16 protein-coding genes are annotated in these 19,572 nt (G+C 66.5%); 13 read left to right on the top strand and 3 right to left on the bottom strand.

Annotated elements, in window-relative coordinates:
• Window positions 1–47: 47 nt before the first annotated feature.
• The 5 genes from lapB (at window position 48) to cysM (ending at window position 4,963) form a co-directional block, all read left to right on the top strand.
• Window positions 48–1,265: a lipopolysaccharide assembly protein LapB gene (lapB, locus tag K2W61_RS01025; RefSeq protein WP_175134949.1), complete on the top strand. Its 1,218-nt coding sequence runs from the start codon at window positions 48–50 to the stop codon at window positions 1,263–1,265.
• Complete coding sequence (gene rfaE1 / locus K2W61_RS01020) at window positions 1,262–2,203, top strand: D-glycero-beta-D-manno-heptose-7-phosphate kinase (RefSeq protein ID WP_175134950.1); 942 nt, start codon at window positions 1,262–1,264, stop codon at window positions 2,201–2,203. The genes lapB and rfaE1 overlap by 4 nt, the downstream gene beginning before the upstream one ends.
• Window positions 2,200–3,189 (top strand): ADP-glyceromanno-heptose 6-epimerase, encoded by a 990-nt coding sequence (gene rfaD / locus K2W61_RS01015; RefSeq protein ID WP_175134951.1) that lies wholly within the window; start codon window positions 2,200–2,202, stop codon window positions 3,187–3,189. Before rfaE1 ends, rfaD begins: the two co-directional genes overlap by 4 nt.
• A 198-nt stretch (window positions 3,190–3,387) precedes the next feature.
• Window positions 3,388–3,903 (top strand): ComEA family DNA-binding protein, encoded by a 516-nt coding sequence (locus K2W61_RS01010; protein ID WP_175140798.1) that lies wholly within the window; start codon window positions 3,388–3,390, stop codon window positions 3,901–3,903.
• Between the two features lie 148 nt (window positions 3,904–4,051).
• A complete protein-coding gene (cysM, locus tag K2W61_RS01005; RefSeq protein WP_236754955.1) occupies window positions 4,052–4,963 on the top strand; it encodes a cysteine synthase CysM in 912 nt (303 codons plus the stop codon).
• A gap of 117 nt (window positions 4,964–5,080) precedes the next feature.
• Here cysM and K2W61_RS01000 read toward each other — a convergent pair whose 3' ends face one another.
• On the bottom strand, window positions 5,081–6,061 hold the full coding sequence (locus K2W61_RS01000) for a Bug family tripartite tricarboxylate transporter substrate binding protein (protein ID WP_175132417.1): 981 nt from the start codon (window positions 6,059–6,061) through the stop codon (window positions 5,081–5,083).
• Window positions 6,058–6,834: an IclR family transcriptional regulator gene (locus tag K2W61_RS00995; RefSeq protein WP_175140800.1), complete on the bottom strand. Its 777-nt coding sequence runs from the start codon at window positions 6,832–6,834 to the stop codon at window positions 6,058–6,060. The genes K2W61_RS01000 and K2W61_RS00995 overlap by 4 nt, the downstream gene beginning before the upstream one ends.
• A 68-nt stretch (window positions 6,835–6,902) precedes the next feature.
• Between K2W61_RS00995 and K2W61_RS00990 the strand changes: the two genes are divergently transcribed.
• Window positions 6,903–7,952: a cyclase family protein gene (locus K2W61_RS00990; RefSeq protein ID WP_175140801.1), complete on the top strand. Its 1,050-nt coding sequence runs from the start codon at window positions 6,903–6,905 to the stop codon at window positions 7,950–7,952.
• A gap of 61 nt (window positions 7,953–8,013) precedes the next feature.
• Here K2W61_RS00990 and mltB read toward each other — a convergent pair whose 3' ends face one another.
• Entirely contained in the window at window positions 8,014–9,171 is a 1,158-nt protein-coding gene (mltB, locus tag K2W61_RS00985) for a lytic murein transglycosylase B (protein ID WP_175140802.1), read from the bottom strand.
• 10 nt (window positions 9,172–9,181) lie between these two features.
• Between mltB and K2W61_RS00980 the strand changes: the two genes are divergently transcribed.
• The 7 genes from K2W61_RS00980 (at window position 9,182) to K2W61_RS00950 (ending at window position 19,464) form a co-directional block, all read left to right on the top strand.
• A complete protein-coding gene (locus K2W61_RS00980; protein WP_236754954.1) occupies window positions 9,182–10,105 on the top strand; it encodes a histone deacetylase family protein in 924 nt (307 codons plus the stop codon).
• 71 nt (window positions 10,106–10,176) lie between these two features.
• Entirely contained in the window at window positions 10,177–10,926 is a 750-nt protein-coding gene (locus K2W61_RS00975) for an electron transfer flavoprotein subunit beta/FixA family protein (protein WP_175132421.1), read from the top strand.
• 1 nt (window position 10,927) lies between these two features.
• Window positions 10,928–11,857 carry an electron transfer flavoprotein subunit alpha/FixB family protein gene (locus tag K2W61_RS00970; RefSeq protein WP_236754953.1) on the top strand — a complete coding sequence of 310 codons (930 nt, stop codon included), beginning with the start codon at window positions 10,928–10,930 and terminating at the stop codon, window positions 11,855–11,857.
• Window positions 11,858–12,081: 224 nt separating this feature from the next.
• The gene (aspT, locus tag K2W61_RS00965; RefSeq protein ID WP_175132423.1) at window positions 12,082–13,773 is read left to right on the top strand and encodes an aspartate-alanine antiporter; all 1,692 of its coding nucleotides are present in this window, start codon (window positions 12,082–12,084) and stop codon (window positions 13,771–13,773) included.
• A gap of 138 nt (window positions 13,774–13,911) precedes the next feature.
• Complete coding sequence (locus K2W61_RS00960) at window positions 13,912–15,738, top strand: bifunctional aspartate transaminase/aspartate 4-decarboxylase (RefSeq protein WP_175132424.1); 1,827 nt, start codon at window positions 13,912–13,914, stop codon at window positions 15,736–15,738.
• Window positions 15,739–15,775: 37 nt separating this feature from the next.
• Window positions 15,776–17,479 (top strand): aspartate-alanine antiporter, encoded by a 1,704-nt coding sequence (gene aspT, locus K2W61_RS00955; protein ID WP_175132425.1) that lies wholly within the window; start codon window positions 15,776–15,778, stop codon window positions 17,477–17,479.
• A gap of 158 nt (window positions 17,480–17,637) precedes the next feature.
• Entirely contained in the window at window positions 17,638–19,464 is a 1,827-nt protein-coding gene (locus K2W61_RS00950; protein ID WP_236754952.1) for an acyl-CoA dehydrogenase, read from the top strand.
• Window positions 19,465–19,572 lie beyond the last annotated feature (108 nt).

The raw sequence follows: 19,572 nt of genomic DNA, 5'->3' as shown, positions 1-19,572 counted from the left end.
TCCGCACGCCGCCTTTTCCGTATTGAATCAACGCAAGAGCCCGCACAGTGGATTTTGAACCTTGGTGGTTGATTTTCGTGCCGGTGTTGTTCGCGCTCGGCTGGCTGGCCGCGCGCTTCGACATCCGGCAGATGCTGCGGGAAACCCGCAGCCTGCCCGATTCCTATTTCCGGGGATTGAACTTCCTGCTCAACGAGCAGCCCGACCGCGCCATTGACGCCTTCGTCGAAGTGGCCAAGCTCGACCCGGAAACCACCGAGCTGCACTTCGCGCTGGGCAGCCTGTTCCGGCGCCGTGGCGAAATGGAACGCGCCATCCGGGTGCACCAGAGCCTGCTGAACCGTTCCGACCTGCCCGCCGCCGAGCGCGAGCATGCCCAGCACGAACTGGCGCAGGACTTCCTCAAGGCCGGCATGCTGGATCGCGCCGAAAGCGGCTTCGAGCAGCTCAAGGACACCCGCTACGCCTTGCCGGCGCTGCGCTCGCTGATCCGTATCTATGAATCCGAGCACGACTGGCCGCGCGCCATCGAGGCCGTCAAGACGTTGCATGGCCTGGTCGACGAGCCGGTGCCGCAGATCGTGCACTACTACTGCGAACAGGCCGCGACGGCGCTGGCGGCCAAGCCGCCCAACGCCGATGCGGCGCATGCCGCCCTGGATGCCGCCGATCACGCCCTGGCCACCGCCGATGCGGGCGCGGCGGGCAAGGGCGCCATGGTGCGTACCGCGATGCTGCGCGCGCGCCTGGCGCTGTTGGAGCAGGACCCCAAGCGCGAGCGCTTGTACCTGGAGTCGGTCATGACCGACGCGCCCGAATACGCCGGCCTGGTGGCCGAGCAGCTCCTGGCCAACTACCGCGCCGCCGCCCAGGCCGAAGCCGGGCTGGAACTGCTGCAGCGCCAGTACATGCGCCACGCCTCGCTCGACCTGTTCAACGTGGTCTTCCGCGAACTGCGCGTCCAGCAGGGTTCGGCGCCGGCCTGGGCGTTCGCCCGTGGCGCTTTGCGCAGCCATCCCTCGCTGCTCGGCCTGGACCGTCTGCTGGAGGCCGAACTGGCCAACGCCGAAGGCGCCACCGAACAGGGCCCCGTGCCGGGGGCCGACCTCACGCTGCTGCGCAGCCTGATCCACAAGCATACGCAACGTCTGGACCGCTACGCGTGCCGGAGCTGCGGTTTTCAAGCGCGCCGCTTCTATTGGCAATGTCCGGGCTGCAATGCCTGGGAGACCTATGCGCCGCGCCGTCTGGAAGAACTTGAATGAGCCAATTTCCCGTCGAACCCGTCTCGCATAGCCGCGTGCTCGTGGTGGGCGATGTCATGCTGGACCGCTATTGGTTCGGCGAGGTGGAACGCATCTCTCCCGAAGCGCCGGTGCCGGTGGTGCGTGTCGCGCGCCGCGAGGATCGCCTGGGAGGCGCCGCCAACGTGGCGCGCAACGTCGCCGCGCTGGGGGGGCATGTCACCCTGGTAGGCGTGCTGGGCGAGGACGAGGCCGGTGACAGCGTGCGCCGCCTGGCCTCCGAGGCCGGCATCCACGCCGACCTGATCACCGACCGCAGTCTGCACACCACGCTCAAGATGCGCGTGCTGGGCCGCCAGCAGCAACTGCTGCGTGTCGACTTCGAGCAGCATCCGGCCCAGGAGGCGCTCGACAGCATCGATGCCGCCCTGGCGCGCCACCTGGCCAACCATGACATCGTGGTGCTGTCCGACTACGCCAAGGGCGTGCTGACCCGGGTCGAAGGGCTGATCGCGCAAGCCCGCCGCGCCGGCATCCCGGTGCTGGTCGATCCCAAGGGCGACGACTACACCCGTTACCGCGGCGCCACCCTGGTCACCCCCAACCGTTCCGAGATGCAGCAGGCCGTGGGCCGCTGGAATTCCGAATCCGAATTGACCGATCGCGCGCAGCGCCTGCGCGCCGACCTGGATCTCGAGGCCTTGCTGGTGACGCGTTCCGAGCAAGGCATGACGTTGTTTACCGACGCGGGCCGCGAGCACATCGATGCTCAGGCGCACGAAGTGTTCGACGTGTCCGGTGCCGGCGATACCGTGCTGGCGACGCTGGCCGTCTCGCGCGCCATCGACCTGCCCTGGAAGGATGCCATGGGCTGGGCCAACCGGGCCGGCGGCATTGCCGTGGGCAAGCTGGGCACGTCCGTCGTCACCGCCGCCGAACTCGCAGGAGAACTCTCATGATCATCGTTACCGGAGCCGCGGGCTTCATTGGCAGCAACCTGGTGCGCGGCCTCAATCGCCGCGGCATCAAGGACATCATCGCGGTCGATGACTTGACCGAAGGCGACAAGTTCGTCAACCTGGTCGACTGCGCAATCGCCGACTACATGGACAAGGACGACTTCCGTCGCCGTGTCGCCGACGGCAGCCTGCCGGAGATCCGCGCGGTGCTGCACCAGGGCGCCTGCTCGGACACCACCGAGCGCAATGGCCGCTACATGCTCGACAACAACTACCGCGTCACGCTGGAATTGTTCGAGTTCTGCCAGGCGCGCCGCATTCCGTTCCTGTATGCCTCGTCGGCCGCGGTCTACGGCGGCTCGTCGGTCTACGTGGAGGACCCCGCCAACGAAGGCCCGCTGAACGTCTACGGCTATTCGAAGCTGTTGTTCGACCAGGTGCTGCGCCAGCGCATGGACAGCCTCACCGCGCAGGTGGTGGGCTTGCGCTACTTCAACGTCTACGGCCCGCACGAGCAGCACAAGGGCCGCATGGCCTCGGTGGCCTTTCACAACATGAACCAGTTCCTGGAGCACGGCCACGTGCGCCTGTTCGCCGGTTGGGATGGCTATGTGGACGGTGGCCAGAGCCGCGACTTCATTTCGGTGGAGGACGTGGTGGCGGTGAACCTGCATTTCCTCGACCATCCGGAACAGTCGGGCATCTTCAATTGCGGTACCGGCCGCGCGCAGCCCTTCAATGACGTCGCGGCGGCGGTGGTCAACGCGCTGCGCGCCGAGCGCGGCGAAGCGCAATTGACGCTGGCGCAACTGGTGGAACTGGACCTGATCCGCTACATCCCGTTCCCCGACGACCTGAAAGGCCGCTACCAGAGCTACACCCAGGCCGACGTCAGCCGCCTGCGCGCGGCGGGTTTCACCGCGCCCATGCGCGACGTGCAGACCGGCGTGTCCGAATACGTGCGCTACTGGCGCGCCCGCAAGTAGCCGCCGGGCCGCCCGCCGTTTGCGGGCGGCTGTCCGGACTGCGCTTGAGATGCCGCCGCGCCAGGCGGCTTTTTTTCGTCTACGTGATTGCCGGGGTGGATGAAACCATTCACCGCGTACCCGCCGGCAGGGCTGGACGGACCATGATCAGGAGGTGGCGCGACAGCCGTTGCGCCGCCATTTTCCGGAGACCTGTTCATGAATCCCTTCCTGCATTCCACCATCGCCCGCCGCCTGCCGGCGTTGCCTTGGCGCCGCACGCGCGCCGCCGCCGCCGGGCGCGGGCCGTCCGGCTTGCGGCAGGCGCTGGGCCTGGCCTTGCTGGCGGCCGGCGTCGCGCACGCGCCAGCGCAGGCCCTCGACCTGAATGACGCCACCGCGCAGCAACTCGAAGGCATCCGTGGCATCGGGCCGCGCACGGCGCAGACCATCGTCAGCGAACGCGAGCGCGCCGGTCGGTTCGAGTCGCTGGAGGACCTGGCCGAGCGGGTGCGCGGCATCAGTCCGAAGAAGGCCGAAGCCCTTGGTGCCGCCGGCCTGACGGTGGGCGGCGCCAAGGACGCGGGCGGGGCGGCGAAGCCGGCCATTGCCCGACCCGCCGCGAGCGTAGCGGGGGGCGGCACCGCGGCGGCCAAGGGCGCCGTGGCCGGCGGCGCGGCGGCCAAGGCGGGCGGGGGGCCGGCAGGCAAGGCGTCGGTCCGGCCGCGCCCCTGATCCCGTGCCCGCCGGGCCGCGCCGCGCGCCGGTCGCTGCCAGGAGCGGCCGGCTTCCCGGCGGCCCCGGGGGCAGGCGCCTGCTGAGCCCCTGGCGCGAGCGCGGCTTTTGGCGGCGGCCGGCGCCGGGCGGGGTTATGATCGGCGGCATGACTACTACCTATCCCACTATCGAGCAGACCGTCGGCAATACGCCGCTGGTGCGCCTGCAGCGCATTCCCGGAGCCGCTGGCGCGGCGCGGGGCAATGTCATTCTGGCCAAGCTGGAAGGCAACAATCCCGCCGGTTCGGTCAAGGACCGGCCGGCGCTGTCCATGATCAAGCATGCCGAGGAGCGTGGCGACATCAAGCCCGGCGATACGCTGATCGAGGCGACCAGTGGCAATACCGGCATTGCGCTGGCCATGGCGGCGGCCATGCGCGGCTACCGCATGATCCTGATCATGCCGGACAACCTCTCCGTGGAGCGGCGCGCCGCCATGACAGCCTACGGGGCCGAGCTGATCCTGACGCCGGCCGACAAGGGGGGCATGGAATATGCCCGTGACCTGGCGACCGAAATGCAGGCCGACGGACGGGGCGTGGTGCTGGACCAGTTCGCCAATCCGGACAATCCGCGCGCCCACGTCGAGAGTACCGGTCCGGAGATCTGGAACCAGACCGAGGGCCGTGTCACGCACTTCGTCAGCGCCATGGGCACCACCGGCACCATCATGGGCGTGTCCACCTACCTGAAATCGCGCAATCCGGCGGTACAGGTGGTGGGGGCGCAACCCGCCGAGGGTTCGTCGATCCCCGGCATCCGCAAATGGCCCGAAGCCTATCTGCCCAAGATCTTCGACCGTAGCCGCGTGGATGCCTACGAATCGATCGAGCAGGCCGATGCCGAAGCCATGGCGCGCCGCCTGGCCGCGGAAGAGGGCATCTTCGGCGGCATCTCGTCCGCCGGCGCCTTGGTCGCGGCGCTGCGCGTAGCCGAGCGCGTCAATGACGCGACCATCGTCTTCATCGTCTGCGATCGCGGCGACCGTTACCTGTCGACGGGCGTCTTCAACAATTGACGCCTTGCGCGGGCCTGCGTCCGCGCCGATGAAAAACGCCCCACCTCCCGGATGCCATTCGGGACGTGGGGCGTTGCATTTGCTGCCTGGCCATGCGGCGCCAGGCGTTGCCAGGCTTTACTCGGGCTGGATGTTGGCGTCCTTCATGACCTTGATCCAGCGGGCGCTTTCGGCCAGGTTGAAGGCTTCCGCCTCCTGGTAGGTCATGGTGCTGGGCTGCGTGCCCTGGGCCTTCAGCGCCTCGACCACTTTGGGCGATTGCGAGGCCTCGATCATGGCCTTGTTCAGCTTGGCGATGATGGGCTCGGGCGTATCCTTGGGCACCCACATGCCGTACCAGGTGACGATATCGAAACCGGGCAGGCCGCTTTCGGCGATGGTCGGGACGTCGGGCAGTTCGGCCAGGCGCTTCTTGGTGGTCACGGCGATCGGGCGCACCTTGCCGCTATGGATCAGGGGCAGGGCGGGGGCCAGCGGCGCGTACATCAGGTCGACGTGGCCGCCGGCGACGTCGGTCAGGGCCGGACTGCTGCCGCGGTAACCGACGTGCGCGATGGAGGCCTTGGTGGTGGTGTTGATGAGTTCACCGGCCAGGTGCGGCAGGGTGGCCACGCCCGGCGAGGCGAAGCTCAGCGAACCCGGTTGGGCCTTGGCCTGCGCGATCAGCTCGCCAAAGCTCTTGAACTTCGAGTCGGGCGGCACCACCGCCACCATCGGCACCGTGCCGAGCACGCCGACCATGCGGAAGTCCTTGATCGGGTCGAACGTCAGGCTTTTGAACTGCGCCGGATAGATGCCCTGCACCGAGGGATTCATCAGCACGGTGTAGCCATCGGCGGGCGAGCGCGCCACCTGGGCGGCGCCGATGGTGCCGCTGGCGCCGGGCCGGCTCTCGATCACCAGCGGCTGGCCCAGGATCTCACCCATGCGCACCGCGATCACGCGCCCCACCACGTCGGTCGGGCCGCCTGCCGCCCACGGCATGATCACGCGGATCGGCTTATCGGGATAGGCGTCCTGCGCCTGCGCGCCAGCCAGCGGCAGGGCCCCGATGGCGATCGCCGAGCATGCCGCGGCGAGCAAAGTGCGCTTGTTCATTTGCTGTCTTCTCCTACAAAGGTGAGGTTGGCCGAGGGCAGGGCCGCGCGTAGCAGCGCCTTGACCTCGTTGAGTTGCTGTCCAGTGGTGGCTTCGTTTTTCTGCATGCGCCCCAGGGGGCCGGCCACCACGATGGCGAAGGGTTGTTCATAGGCGCGAAAGCCCAGCGAAATGGACATGACGTCTTCGACGTTTTCGCCCAGCGAGCGTTGCCAGCCGCGTTGGACGCCGGCCCGCAGATCGCGGTCGAAGGCGGCCTGGCTGGTGAGGGTGGTGTCGGTGTACGCGGCGAACCCGGGATAGGTCTTGAACCATTTCTGGCGTTCGTCGTCGGACAGCACCGACAGCAGCGCCTTGCCCGAACTGGTGGCGTGGACCGCCTTGAAGCCGCCTGGCTGGTGCGAGAAGCGGATGGTCTGCTTGGATTCGGCGACGATCAGGTACACCACCTTGTCATCGGCGAGCTTGGCCAGCAAGGCGGTCTCGCCGGTCAGGTCGCGCACCCGCGCCAGGACCGGCTCGATCACCGCGTTCAGCGGATCGCTGCGACAGATCAGGGTGGCGACGTGGATCAGTTTCTGGGTCGGGTAATAGCCGTGCTTCTTGCCGATCTCATAGAGGTAGCCGCGCGCCACCATGGTCTTGAGCAGGCCATGGCAACTGGACAGCGGGATCTCCATTTGCGCGGCGATCTCGCTGTACAACAAGGGCTTCTGCGCCTCGGCGAAGAGGTTCAGAACATCCAGGACTCGGGCGGCTGTTTTCACATCCATGATGCTATTATCCTATACATGATAATTTTGTGTCAAATTTGCTTTCAATTGCCAAGGAGTCGTGCCGCATGAGATGGAAGAATCGTCCCGAGGGATCGAATTGGGGTGACTTCGGCCCTGACGATCAAAGAGGTTGCCTGAATTACATCACTCCCGCGAATGTGATGAAGGGAATCCAGGAGGTCCGCGAGGGACTGAGTTTCTGTCTGTCGCTGCCGCTGGATTATCCCGGAGGCAACGGCGTCAACGTGCGCCGCCATCCCCCCAAGCTGCGCCCGACCGAGAGGGATGGCGACCAGTATCTGAATTTTCCGCTGGGCCGTCTGCGTCCGGGATGCGTCGATGTCTTGAGTGATGACATTGTCGAAATGAGCCTGCAGTATTCGACCCAGTGGGATTCGCTGGCGCACGTGGGCGCGCTGTTCGATGCCAATGGCGATGGCCTGCCCGAGCGCGTCTATTACAACGGCTATCGGCCCAACGAGCACGTGGTCGGCCCGGTCGACTACGACGTCGACAACGGTTTCGCCAAAACCGACCTGGGCCGGGGCGGTGCCTCCCATGCCGGGAAGCTGGATATTACCCAGTTGGCCGAATCCTGCCTGCAGAGCCGCGGCGTCATGGTCGACCTGGCGCGGCACTATGGCCGCGAACAGCGGGCGGTGGGCTACGACGACCTGATGCGCATCATCGAAGCCGATCGCATCGAGATCGAGCGGGGCGACATCGTGTTGTTCCATACCGAATTCGGCGATGCGTTGCTGGAAAAGCAGCGCCAGCCCGATCACCATACGCTGCATGAGATCTGCGCCGGGCTGGATGGCAGCGACGAGAAGCTGCTGCAATGGATCACCGATTCCCAGGTGGCCGCGATGGCCTCGGACAACCACGCGCTGGAAATCTATCCGACGCAGAAGCCCAACGCCTGCTGCGCTGCGCTGCCATTGCACCACCACTGCATCTTCAAGCTCGGCCTGCCGATCGGCGAGATGTGGTATCTGGGCGCATTGGCGCGCTGGCTGACGGCCAACGGCCGCAGCCGCTTTCTGCTGACCGCCCCGCCGCTGAACCTGCCGGGCGCGGTGGGCTCGCCCGCCACGCCGGTGGCCACGGTCTGAGTGGTAGCGGATCGACCCGGATCGGGTCGATCCGGCGTTGACCCGCTCCGGGCCCGGCCCTTCAGCGGCCGACGCGCGCTTCGATCTCGCTGGCCAGATCGGCCACCGCGGTGGCGTAAAAGTAGCTGCGGTTGTATTTCGTCAGGGCGAAGAAGTTAGGCGTGCCGACACGGTATTGCGCGGTGCCGCGGGCCTCTTCGACCAGGTCGACGACGCCCATGGGCTGGCTGCCCCAGCCGTTGGCCGAGGCGCCGGGCTGCAGGCGCGCGCCGGCCGCGGTGAGCGCGCCCCAGGTCTGCTTGGGTTCCAGCCCGCCATCGACCAGCGCGCTGGGGTCGGCCGGCAGCGCCACCGGCGCGAACACCGGCAGGCCCCGCTGCCAGCCATGCTGCGACAGGAAGCTGCCCACCGACATGATGGCGTCGCGGGTGTTGTTGGTCAGGTCGATATGGCCGCTGTCGTCGCCGTCCACTGCGTAGTGCCGGATGCTGGTGGGCATGAACTGCGGCATGCCGATGGCGCCGGCATACGAGCCGCGGGTTTCCATATCCAGCTTGCCTTTCATCGCCAGCGTCAGGAAGTCGGCCAACTGGCCACGGAACATGGTGGCGCGCTCGGGCTTGGCCGGGTCCGGATAATCGAAGGCCAGCGTGGTCAAGGCGTCCAGCACGCGGAAATTGCCCATATTGCGGCCATACAGCGTTTCAACGCCGATGATCGAGGCGATGATCGGCGCCGGCACGCCGAAGCGCTGCGCCGCCTGGTTGAGCTGGTCGCGATGCGCGTTGTAGAACTCCACGCCCCAGCCGATGCGCTTGGGCTCGACGAAGCGCGAGCGGTAGGTCAGCCAGCTGCGCCAGATCTTCTTGCCAGGCGGCGAGGGCGCGATCAGGCGCGCGACTGTGGCGTTGTAGCGGGCTCCTTCGAGCGCCGTGACCATGGGGGCCAGCGCCAGATCGCGCTCGGCCGCCAGGTTCTCGGCGAAGGCGCGCACCTCGGGCCGCAGGGTGCCGCTGGGGGTCAGGGCCGCCGGGCCGTCGTCCGCGGGTTCGGCGCCAGGCGTCGGCGTGCTGGGTCCGATACGGATGGCGGCGGTGCCGGTGGCGGCCGCCGAAGGCTGGCCGGAGGACGGGTTGGGGGCGGTGGGAGCGGTGGTGGCGCACCCGGCCAGCAGGGCCGATAAGGTGCCGAGTTGCAGTAATCGCCGACAGGTGAACATAATCTTCCTTATGGAGACCATGTATCTTACCCACCCGGCATGCCGCTTGCATGAAATGGGCAGTTGGCATCCGGAGAGCCCGCAGAGGCTGGACGCCATTTCCGATCAATTGCTCGCCAGTGGCCTGATGCCTTATCTGGACGACCGGCAGGCGCCGCAGGCGTCCCGTCACGACGTGCTGCGGGTGCACACTGTCCAGTATCTGGACAGTCTGCGCGAACATACGCCAGACCACGGGTATTACCCGATAGATCCCGACACCCTCATTAATCCCCACACCTACGAGGCGGCTCTGTACGCGGCCGGCGCGGGCGTGGCGGCCGTGGACGCGGTGATCGGCGGCGAGGCGCGCACGGCGTTTTGCGCGGTGCGTCCGCCCGGCCACCACGCCTGCCGTTCACAGGCCATGGGCTTTTGCTTCCTGAACAACGTGGCCATCGCGGCGCGCCACGCCCTTGATTTCCACGGTCTGTCGCGGGTGGCCATCGTCGATTTCGATGTCCACCATGGCAATGGCACCGAGGATGTCTTCGCTGGCGACGAACGGGTGCTGATGTGCAGCATTTTCCAGCATCCTTTCTTCCCCAACAGCGGCGCCGAGCATCCGGCAGACAATATGGTGAACGTGCCGGTGGCGGCCTATACGGCCGGCGCCGCCGTGCGCGCCATCGTCACCGGCACCTGGCTGCCGCGGCTCGAGGCGCACCGCCCGGAACTTATTCTGATTTCGGCCGGCTTCGATGCCCACCGCGAGGACGACATGGGGCAAATGGGGCTGGTGGAGGCCGATTATGCATGGATCACCGAACAGCTCGTGGACGTGGCCGAGCGCCATTGCCAGGGCCGGATCGTCAGCACCCTGGAGGGGGGCTACAACCTGTCCGCCCTGGGGCGCAGCGTCGTTGCCCATATACGGGCGCTGGCGAAGCTGTAGAATCAGGAAAAAATTGTGCAATGCGATCCCGGCGGTTGCCGGGTAATTATTTCCATTTTGGAGGCAGCGGGATGAAGGTGTTGGTACCTGTCAAGCGCGTCGTTGACTACAACGTCAAGGTGCGCGTCAAGTCTGATCAGACCGGCGTGGATATCGCCAATGTGAAGATGTCGATGAACCCCTTTGACGAGATCGCCGTCGAGGAAGCCACCCGCCTGAAGGAAAAGGGCGCCGTGGCCGAGGTCGTGGCGGTTTCTTGCGGCGTTGCGCAATGCCAGGAAACGCTGCGCACCGCCATGGCGATCGGCGCCGATCGCGGCGTGCTGGTGCAGACCGACGCCGAACTGCAGCCGCTGGCCGTGGCCAAGCTGCTCCGCGCCCTGGTCGACAAGGAGCAGCCGCAACTGGTGATCCTGGGCAAGCAGGCCATCGACGACGACGCCAACCAGACCGGCCAGATGCTGGCCGCGCTGCTGGACTGGCCGCAAGCCACCTTCGCCAGCAAGGTCGAGCTGGCCGACGGCAAGGTCACGGTCACGCGTGAAGTGGACGGCGGCCTGGAAACGCTGACGCTCAAGCTGCCGGCCATCGTCACCACCGACCTGCGCCTGAACGAGCCGCGTTACGTCACGCTGCCCAACATCATGAAGGCCAAGAAGAAGCAGCTGGACACCGTCACCCCCGAAGATCTGGGTGTCGATCCGGCGCCCCGCCTGAAGACGTTGAAGGTCAGCGAGCCGCCCGCCCGCAAGGCCGGCATCAAGGTGGCCGATGTCGCGGCCCTGGTCGACAAACTCAAGAACGAAGCGAAGGTGGTTTGAAATGACGACGCTGGTTATTGCCGAACACGATAACGCCCTGCTCAAGGGCGCAACCCTGAACGCCGTCGCCGCCGCCGCCAAGATCGGAGGCGATGTGCACGTGCTGGTCGCCGGCGCCAACGCGCGCGCCGTGGCCGATCAGGCCGCGCAGGCCGCTGGCGTGTCCAAGGTGCTGCTGGCCGACGCGCCGCAGCTGGCCGACGGCCTGGCCGAGAACGTCGCCGCCCAGGTGCTGGCGGTGGCCTCGGGCTACAGCCACATCCTATTCCCGGCCACCGCCTCGGGCAAGAACATCGCCCCGCGCGTTGCCGCCAAGCTCGACGTGGCCCAGATCTCCGACATCATCGGCGTGGAATCCGCCGACACCTTCCAGCGCCCGATCTACGCCGGCAACGCCATCGCCACCGTGCAATCGGCCGATCCGGTCAAGGTCATCACCGTGCGCACCACCGGCTTTGACGCCGTGGCCGCGCAGGGCGGCTCGGCGGCCGTGGAAGACGTCGCCGCCGTGGCCGACTCCGGCCTGTCCAGCTTCGTCGGCCGCGAAGTCGCCAAGAGCGACCGTCCGGAACTGGCCGGCGCCCGCGTCGTCGTGTCCGGCGGCCGTGGGCTGGGCAGCGCCGAGAACTTCAAGATCCTGGATCCGCTGGCCGACAAGCTCGGCGCCGCGCTGGGCGCTTCGCGCGCCGCGGTCGACGCCGGCTATGCGCCTAACGACTGGCAGGTCGGTCAGACCGGCAAGATCGTCGCGCCGCAGTTGTACGTGGCCGTCGGTATTTCGGGCGCCATCCAGCATTTGGCCGGCATGAAGGACTCCAAGGTCATCGTCGCCATCAACAAGGATCCCGAAGCGCCGATTTTCGGCGTGGCCGATTATGGCCTGGTCGGCGATCTGTTCCAGGTCGTGCCTGAATTGACCAGCGCGCTGTAAACCGCGATTTCCTGGTCTTATTTCCGAGCCCGCGCGCGTCAAGCCGCGGGCTTTTTCATGCCCGGTATTTTCGTGTTCGGGTAATTTCCGCGCGCCTGACAATCGAAACTATTTGATATTTATCGAGCAAATCTTTTGACCTTTCGAAGTATTCTGATAATGTGTTTCGCGCGCAGCGAGATACGCGCAAGTGCTTGACCTGTACATAACGAAGGAGATTCGGGATGGAATGGTTCTTTGACACTCTGCGAAAATATCCGGAGCTTGCGATTTTCCTGACGCTGGGTCTGGGGTATTGGGTCGGCGCCAAGAAGATATTCGGATTCAATCTGGGGGCGGTGACCGGCACCTTGCTGGTCGGCGTGCTGGTCGGCCAGCTCGACATCACCATCGCCCCGATCGTTAAACAAGTCTTTTTCCTCCTGTTCCTGTTCGGGCTGGGCTATGGCGTCGGGCCGCAGTTCTTTCGCGGCATGAAAAGCGATGGCCTGCCGCAGGTCCTTTTCGCCGTCATCATTTGTGTCATCTGCCTGCTGGTCACCTGGGGCACAGCCGTGGGTTTCGGTTTCGATGCCGGCACCGGCGCGGGCCTGCTGTCCGGGGCGCAGACCATTTCCGCGGTGATGGGGGTGGCGACCGACACCATCAATGGCCTGGGCGTCGACGCGGCCACGAAGAAGAAATGGATCGACAGCATTCCGGTGGCCTATGCAGTCTGCTATATCTTCGGCACGGTCGGCAGTGCCTGGCTGCTGGCCTCGCTCGGGCCCAAGCTGATGCGGGTGGACATCGTCAAGGAATGCCAGGCGTACGAAGCCAAGATGTCCGGCGGCAGCGATTCGCTGGAACTGTCCGGCTACCGCAAGTTCATTTCCCGCGCCTACAAGCTGGACCATTCCGAATTCGTCGGCAAGTCCGTGGGGGAACTCGAATCGCGCTTCGTCGAGGCGCGCGTCTTCATCGAGCGCATCCGTCGCGGCGACCAGATAATGGATACCGATTCCAGCACCGTGCTGCAGGCCGGCGACGTGCTGGGCGTGGCTGGCCGGCACGATGCGCTGGTGTTGCAGGCGTCCGGCATCATCGGTGCAGAAGTCGAGGACCGCGACCTGATCAACCTGCCCGCCGAGGTGGTCGAGGTGGTGCTGACCAACAAGAACCTGGCCGGCAAGACCGTCAAGGAAATCGCCGAGCTGGAGCAGGTGCGCGAACTGGGCCGCGGCGTGTTCCTGCGCAAAGTGGTGCGCGGCGGGCACGAGATGCCGGTCAACTGGGGCCTGAAGCTCGACCGTGGCGACCGCCTGTTCATCCTCGGCGCCAAGCGCGACGTCGAGCGCGTGGTCAGTAAGGTGGGCTACGTGGACCGCGCAACGGAACAAACCGACATGGTGTTCGTGGGGTTCGGCATTCTGCTGGGCGGGCTGTTCGGCACGCTGGTGCTGACGGTCGGCGGCATTCCCATCACGCTGTCGACCTCGGGCGGCTCGCTGATCGCCGGCCTGATCTTCGGCTATCTGCGGTCGGTGCATCCGACCTTCGGCCGGGTGCCGGAGCCGGTGCACTGGTTCCTGACGTCGGTCGGCCTGACCGCATTCGTGGCGGTGGTCGGGATCAGTTCGGGGCCGGGCTTCGTGGAGGGTTTCCAGCAATTGGGCGCCAAGCTGTTCATCGCCGGCATCATCGCCACCAGCGTGCCGATGATCCTGGGGGTGTACATCGCCCGCTATGTGTTCAAGTTTCATCCCGGCATCGTGCTGGGCGTCTGCGCCGGCGCCCGCACCACTACGGCGGCCATTGGCCAGATCACCGAGACCGCCAAGAGCCAGGTGCCGGCCCTGGGCTACACCGTGCCCTACGCCATCGGCAATACCCTGCTGATCATCTGGGGCATTGTGATCGTCATGCTCATGACCTAGGAGCCGTGTTTCCGGAGGCGATCCCGCCCTTCGGCAACATGGCCTCCCGCGGGATATCGGCCCGCGCCGTGCGCGGGCCAGCGGTCCGGGACTCTCCCGGGCAAGCGTCTGTCAATCGCATACCAGGAGTACCGCACAATGGCTTCCACCGCGCCCATCACTGTCAGCCTGGCCTCGGCCCTGAAAACCACCCGTTCGCGCCAACGCGATCTGGAGCAGTTGTCGCCCTTCGAATTGAAGGACTACCTGATCACGCTGGCCAAGGACAGCCAGCAGACCGCCGCGTTGACCATGTTGAACGCCGGCCGCGGCAATCCCAACTGGATCGCCACCGAGCCGCGCGATGCTTTTTTCCTGCTGGGCCAGTTCGCCATGAAGGAAGCGCGCCGGGTGCGCGACGATGGCATCCTGGCGGGCATGCCGCCCAAAAAGGGCTGCGCCGACCGCCTGCGCAAGTTCCTCTCCAAGAACAAGGGCGCGGCGGGCGCGGACTTCCTGGCCGGGGTGCTGGAGTACGGCGTCAAGATCAAGAATTTCGTGCCGGACGAATGGATCCATGAACTGACCGATAGCGTCATCGGCGACAACTACCCGGTGCCGCCGCGCGCGCTGGTGCACCTGGAGCAGATCCTGCACGACTACCTGGTCAAGGAAATGTGCGACGGCCGTCCGCCCAAGGGCAAGTTCGACCTGTTCCCGGTGGAGGGCGGTACGGCGGCCATGTGTTACATCTTCGATTCGCTGATGCAGAACGGCCTGCTCAAGCAGGGCGACACCATCGCGCTGTTCCTGCCGACCTTCACGCCGTATATCGAGATCGCGCACCTGGAGCGCTTCCAGTTCAAGATCGTCGCCATCAATGCCAGCAGCGTGCGCGCCGACGGCACCCACGATTGGCACTACCCGGCCGCGGAAATCGCCAAGCTCGAGAACCCGAAGATCAAGCTGGCGGTGACGGTCAACCCCAGCAACCCGCCCTCGGTTGCCTTCAGCCCGATCGAGATGAAGCAGATCGTGGGGCTGATTCGCAAGAACCCGGACCTGGTGCTGGTGACGGACGACGTCTATGGCACTTTCGTGCCGAACTTCCGCTCGCTGATGGCCGAGGTGCCGCACAACACCATCTGCGTGTATTCGTTCTCGAAGAACTTCGGCTGCACCGGCTGGCGCCTGGGCGTGATCGCGACGCATGAGAAGAACACCATGGACCGCCGCATCGCCGAGTTGCCGGCGTCGTGGAAGAAGCGCCTGGAAAAGCGCTATGGCGCCATGACCATGGAGCCGGAGAAGCTCAAGTTCATCGACCGGCTGGTGGCCGACAGCCGCAACGTGGCGCTGAACCACACCGCCGGGCTGTCGCTGCCGCAGCAGGTGCAGATGGGCTTTTTCGCGCTGTCGCACCTGCTGGACCTGAAGGACGCATACAAGCACCTGACCATGCAGATCGTGCGGGCGCGGCGCGATGCGCTGTGGCGCGGGCTGGGGGTGCCGCTGCCGCCGGAAGACCCGATGCGCGGCTGGTATTACGTAGAACTGGACTTCATGGTGTGGGCCAAGAACACATATGGCGACGCCTTCTGCAAGTACATGACGTCGAATTACGAACCGGTCGACTTCCTGTTCCGCCTGGCCGAGAAGTCCGGTGTGGTGCTGATGGACGGCGGCGGCTTCGGTGGCCCGCCCTGGTCCATCCGTATTTCGCTGGCCAACCTGGACGACGGCGATTATTCCAGGATCGGCAAGTACATGGTCGATGCCGCCACCGAATACGTCGAGGCCTGGAAGGCCGGCCAACTGGTGCGTTCGGGCCCGACCGCAGGCAAGGGCCAGAAGGTCAAGGCCTCGGCCGCCAAACGCACGGCAGCCGGCAAGGGCGCGGCCAAGAAGGCGGCCAGGAAGGCGGTGAAGCAGGCGGTGAAACAAGCCGCCAAGGCCGAGCGCTCGGCCAGGAAAGGGGCAAAGTAGCCTCGGGACGCCGCCATCGCCAGGGTGAGACGCGCTTATGACGTGCTCCGTCGGGTTCTTCAATAGCGTTCCCATCGCCGTCTTGTTTCTCACGGTGGGGCTGGGATACCTGATTGGCAAGCTGCGGGTCGGGCCGATCCAGCTGGGAGGCGTCTGCGGCACGCTCATCGTCGCCTTGCTGATCGGCCAGAGCGGCTGCCAGACGCGCGGCGACCTGAAGGAAGTGGCGTTCGCCCTGTTCATCTTCGCCATGGGGTATTCGGGCGGGCCGCAGTTCTTCGCCAACCTGAACCGCGCCAGCCTGCGCTATATCTTGCTGCCGCTGATCGAAGCCCTCCTGGTGCTGACCATCGTGCTGCTGGCGGTGCCGTTGTTCGGACTGGATGCCGGCACCGCGGCCGGTCTGGCGGCGGGGGCGGCGACCGAATCGGCCGTGGTCGGCACCGCGGCCGAGGCCCTCAAGCACCTGGGCCTGGCCCAGGCCGAAGTGCAGCGCATGGAGGCCAACATCGCCACCGCCTACACGCTGACCTATCTGGTAGGCCTGATCAGCATTGTGTTGTTCACCAGCCAGGTGGCGCCGGCCCTGTTGCGCATCAATCTGCGCCAGGCTTCCAGGGCGCTCGAGCAGAAGCTGGGCGCCCCGGCGGGCGAGGCCGATGAGATCATGATGCCGACCCTGCCGCGACTGGTGGGACGCTCGCATGTGGTCAAGGACGCCGATGGGTGGACGGTGGCCCAGGTCGAAGCGGCGCTGGGCGGCCGCACGGCCATCAGCCGCGTGCTGCGCAATGGCGAGGCGATCGAGCCCGCCACCGGAGACAGGCTGGCTACCGGCGATATCGTCGTGGTGCTGGGCCCGCGCCGCTTCGTGTTGCGGGCGGGGCCGGTGATCGGTCCGGAAATCCAGTTGCCCGAAGCCCACGCGGACGACCTGCAACTGACCGAGCTGCAAGTCATTGTCAGCAAGAAGGCCGTCAATGGCCACACCGTGGGGGAATTGGCCCAGCGGCCGGGCGCCAGGCGCGCGCGCGGGGTGTTCCTGCAATCGATCCAGCGGTCGGGGCACATGCTGCCGGTCATGCCGTCCACGGTGGTGCAGTACGGCGACCTGGTGACGCTGGTCGGCGCCGAACCCGAGCTGTCGCAGGCCGGGGCGGCGCTGGGCAATGCGCTGCGGCGCAGCGGCGTCACCGATCTGGTGTTCCTGGCGTTCGGCATCCTGGCCGGTCTGATGATCGGCAGCCTCGGCGCGCGCCTGTGGGGCATACCGGTCTCGCTGGGCAGCGGCGGCGGCGCGCTGGTCAGCGGCCTGGTGTGCGGTTGGATCAACGCCAAGCGTCCGGCGCTCGGGCACATGCCGGACCACGCGGTGCAGTTGCTCAAGGACCTGGGCCTGGCCGTGTTCGTCGCCAGTGTCGGCCTGTCCGCCGGACCGCAAGCCGTCTCCCTGATAAGGGAGCATGGCGCCGTGTTACCCCTGATCGGCCTGCTGGTGTCGCTGGGCCCGGCTTGCCTGTCGCTGTGGGTCGGGCACAAGTTGCTCAAGATCGAAGGACCGCTGCTGGTGGGCGCCATTGCCGGTCAACACGTCAGCACACCGGCCATCAGCGCCATCCTGGGTGCCAGCGGTAGCGCCGTGCCATTGCTGGGCTACACGGTCACCTACGCCATCGCCAATGTGCTGTTGCCGGTGCTGGGGCCCATCATCGTCGCGCTGGCCCATCACCTGGGCGGATGACGGCGGGGCCGGCGACGGCCCGCGACAGTGAGCGAGGGTTTAACATAGGTCAGGGAAACTACCGAGACCGCCATCGACCGCGCCGCGTGTCGTCCAAGGCGGCATCCCACCGCACCTGGCTGCGCCCGCCGTCACGGGAGCGAGCCTACGGAGACAAGATGCCCTACCTTACCCCCCTGCAGGATTTCCGTTTTGTGCTGAAGGAACTGGCCGGCCTGGACGACGTCCTCAAGTTGCCCGGTTTCGAAGACGTGACGCCCGATGTGGTGGACGCCATCCTGGAAGAAAACGGCCGCTTCGTCGAACAGGCGATCGTGCCGCTGAATGTGCCGGGCGACACCCGGCCGCCAGTCTGGAGCGATGGCCGCGTAACCACCACACCGGGCTATGCCCAGGGCTTCAAGGATTACGCCGCCGGCGGCTGGCAGGGCCTGCAGCATCCTCAGGCCTGGGGCGGACAGGGCCTGCCCAAGCTGGTCGCGGCCGCGCCGGCCGAGAACATCCAGGCCGCCAGCCTGGCGTTCTCCTTGTGTCCAATGCTGACCGACGGCGTGATCGAGGCCATCCTTACCGTCGGCTCCGATGAGCAGCGCAGGACGTTCGTGCCCAATCTGATCGGCGGCAAATGGACCGGCACCATGAACCTGACCGAGCCGCAGGCCGGCTCGGACCTGGCCCAGGTCGCGACCCGCGCGGTACGCCAGGACGACGGCTCTTATCGCCTGGCGGGCCAGAAGATCTTCATCACCTACGGCGAGCACGATCTGGCCGAGAACATCATTCACCTGGTGCTGGCGCGCACGCCGGATGCGCCCCCCGGGGTCAAGGGGATCTCGCTGTTCATAGTGCCCAAGTTCCTGGTCGGCGCCGACGGCGCCCTGGGGCCGCGCAATGACGTCTGGTGCGCCTCGCTGGAGCACAAGCTGGGCATCCATGGCAGCCCCACCGCGGTGCTGCTGTATGGCGCGGGCAAAGGTGAAGCGGGCGAGGGCGCGGTCGGCTACCTGGTGGGCGAACTGAACCGCGGGCTGGAATACATGTTCATCATGATGAACGCGGCGCGCTATTCGGTCGGGCAGCAGGGCATCGGCGTATCCGAGCGCGCCTATCAGCACGCGCTGGCATATGCGCGTGAACGGGTCCAGGGCAGGGCGGTCGAAGGTTCCACCGCCCCGGTCCCGATCGCGCGCCACCCGGACGTGCAGCGCATGCTGCTGACCATGAAGGCGCTGACCGAGGCGGCGCGCGCCGTGTCCTATGTGACAGCGGCGGCGCACGACAAGGGCGCGCATCACCCGGATCCGGAACAGCGCGCGCGCAACCGTGCCTTCTACGAGTACATGGTGCCCATCGTCAAGGGCTTTTCCACTGAATCGGCGGTGGAGGTGGCTTCGCTCGGCATCCAGGTGCATGGCGGCATGGGCTATATCGAGGAGACCGGCGCGGCGCAGTACTACCGCGATGCGCGCATCCTGCCGATTTACGAAGGCACCACCGCAATCCAGGCCAATGACCTGGTCAGCCGCAAGACCCAGCGCGATGCCGGCGCCACTGCCTACGCCGCCATCGCCGCCATGCGCGAGACGTTGCGGGCGGTCGAGGCCGAAGCGTCGCGCGCGGCGGCCTCCGAGCGCGACGGCCTGCGCCTGCTGCGCGACAACCTCGACAGCGCGATCCAGGCGTATGAGGCCGGCGTGGAATTCATCCTGGAGCAATCGGCGGCGAATATCCGGGCGGTGTATGCCAGCAGCGTGCCGTACCTGATGCTGGCCGGCGTGGTGCATGGCGGCTGGCAGATGGCACGCGCCGTGCTGGCCTGCCGACGGCACTTGGCGGGGGGATCGACGGATCCGTTCCACCGAGAGAAGCAGGCGACCGGATTGTTCTACGCCGCCCACATCCTGCCGCGCGCCCTGGCGCTGTCGGTGGCGGTGCGTGCCGGCGGGGTGGCGGACGCCTGCGGCGCGGCCGCGAATATTGCATAAGGTTATATGTCTTGCGTATTTCCCATGCAGCAGGTTTGATGGAAGAATCGTTTCGAGGGGTGGCGCAGGCCGCCGCCGAAACGTTTTCCAGCCGGCCGCCAGGCAGGC

Origin of the sequence: Achromobacter pulmonis, from assembly GCF_021733725.1 — a bacterium.
Taxonomy (GTDB): Bacteria; Pseudomonadota; Gammaproteobacteria; order Burkholderiales; family Burkholderiaceae_B; genus Achromobacter; species Achromobacter pulmonis.
Note: the sequence above shows the minus strand (reverse complement) of the source record. Positions and strands in the feature narration are given on the sequence as shown.

Bases quoted from the DNA above. Each gene is read 5' to 3' on its own strand.
- cysM (WP_236754955.1), top strand. From the start codon at position 4,052: ATGACTACTACCTATCCCACTATCGAGCAGACCGTCGGCAATACGCCG.
- K2W61_RS00980 (WP_236754954.1), top strand. From the start codon at position 9,182: ATGGAGACCATGTATCTTACCCACCCGGCATGCCGCTTGCATGAAATG.
- mltB (WP_175140802.1), bottom strand. From the start codon at position 9,171: ATGTTCACCTGTCGGCGATTACTGCAACTCGGCACCTTATCGGCCCTG.
- rfaD (WP_175134951.1), top strand. From the start codon at position 2,200: ATGATCATCGTTACCGGAGCCGCGGGCTTCATTGGCAGCAACCTGGTG.
- aspT (WP_175132423.1), top strand. From the start codon at position 12,082: ATGGAATGGTTCTTTGACACTCTGCGAAAATATCCGGAGCTTGCGATT.
- K2W61_RS00970 (WP_236754953.1), top strand. From the start codon at position 10,928: ATGACGACGCTGGTTATTGCCGAACACGATAACGCCCTGCTCAAGGGC.
- aspT (WP_175132425.1), top strand. From the start codon at position 15,776: ATGACGTGCTCCGTCGGGTTCTTCAATAGCGTTCCCATCGCCGTCTTG.
- K2W61_RS00975 (WP_175132421.1), top strand. From the start codon at position 10,177: ATGAAGGTGTTGGTACCTGTCAAGCGCGTCGTTGACTACAACGTCAAG.
- rfaE1 (WP_175134950.1), top strand. From the start codon at position 1,262: ATGAGCCAATTTCCCGTCGAACCCGTCTCGCATAGCCGCGTGCTCGTG.
- K2W61_RS00950 (WP_236754952.1), top strand. From the start codon at position 17,638: ATGCCCTACCTTACCCCCCTGCAGGATTTCCGTTTTGTGCTGAAGGAA.
- K2W61_RS01000 (WP_175132417.1), bottom strand. From the start codon at position 6,061: ATGAACAAGCGCACTTTGCTCGCCGCGGCATGCTCGGCGATCGCCATC.
- K2W61_RS00990 (WP_175140801.1), top strand. From the start codon at position 6,903: ATGAGATGGAAGAATCGTCCCGAGGGATCGAATTGGGGTGACTTCGGC.
- K2W61_RS00960 (WP_175132424.1), top strand. From the start codon at position 13,912: ATGGCTTCCACCGCGCCCATCACTGTCAGCCTGGCCTCGGCCCTGAAA.
- K2W61_RS01010 (WP_175140798.1), top strand. From the start codon at position 3,388: ATGAATCCCTTCCTGCATTCCACCATCGCCCGCCGCCTGCCGGCGTTG.
- K2W61_RS00995 (WP_175140800.1), bottom strand. From the start codon at position 6,834: ATGGATGTGAAAACAGCCGCCCGAGTCCTGGATGTTCTGAACCTCTTC.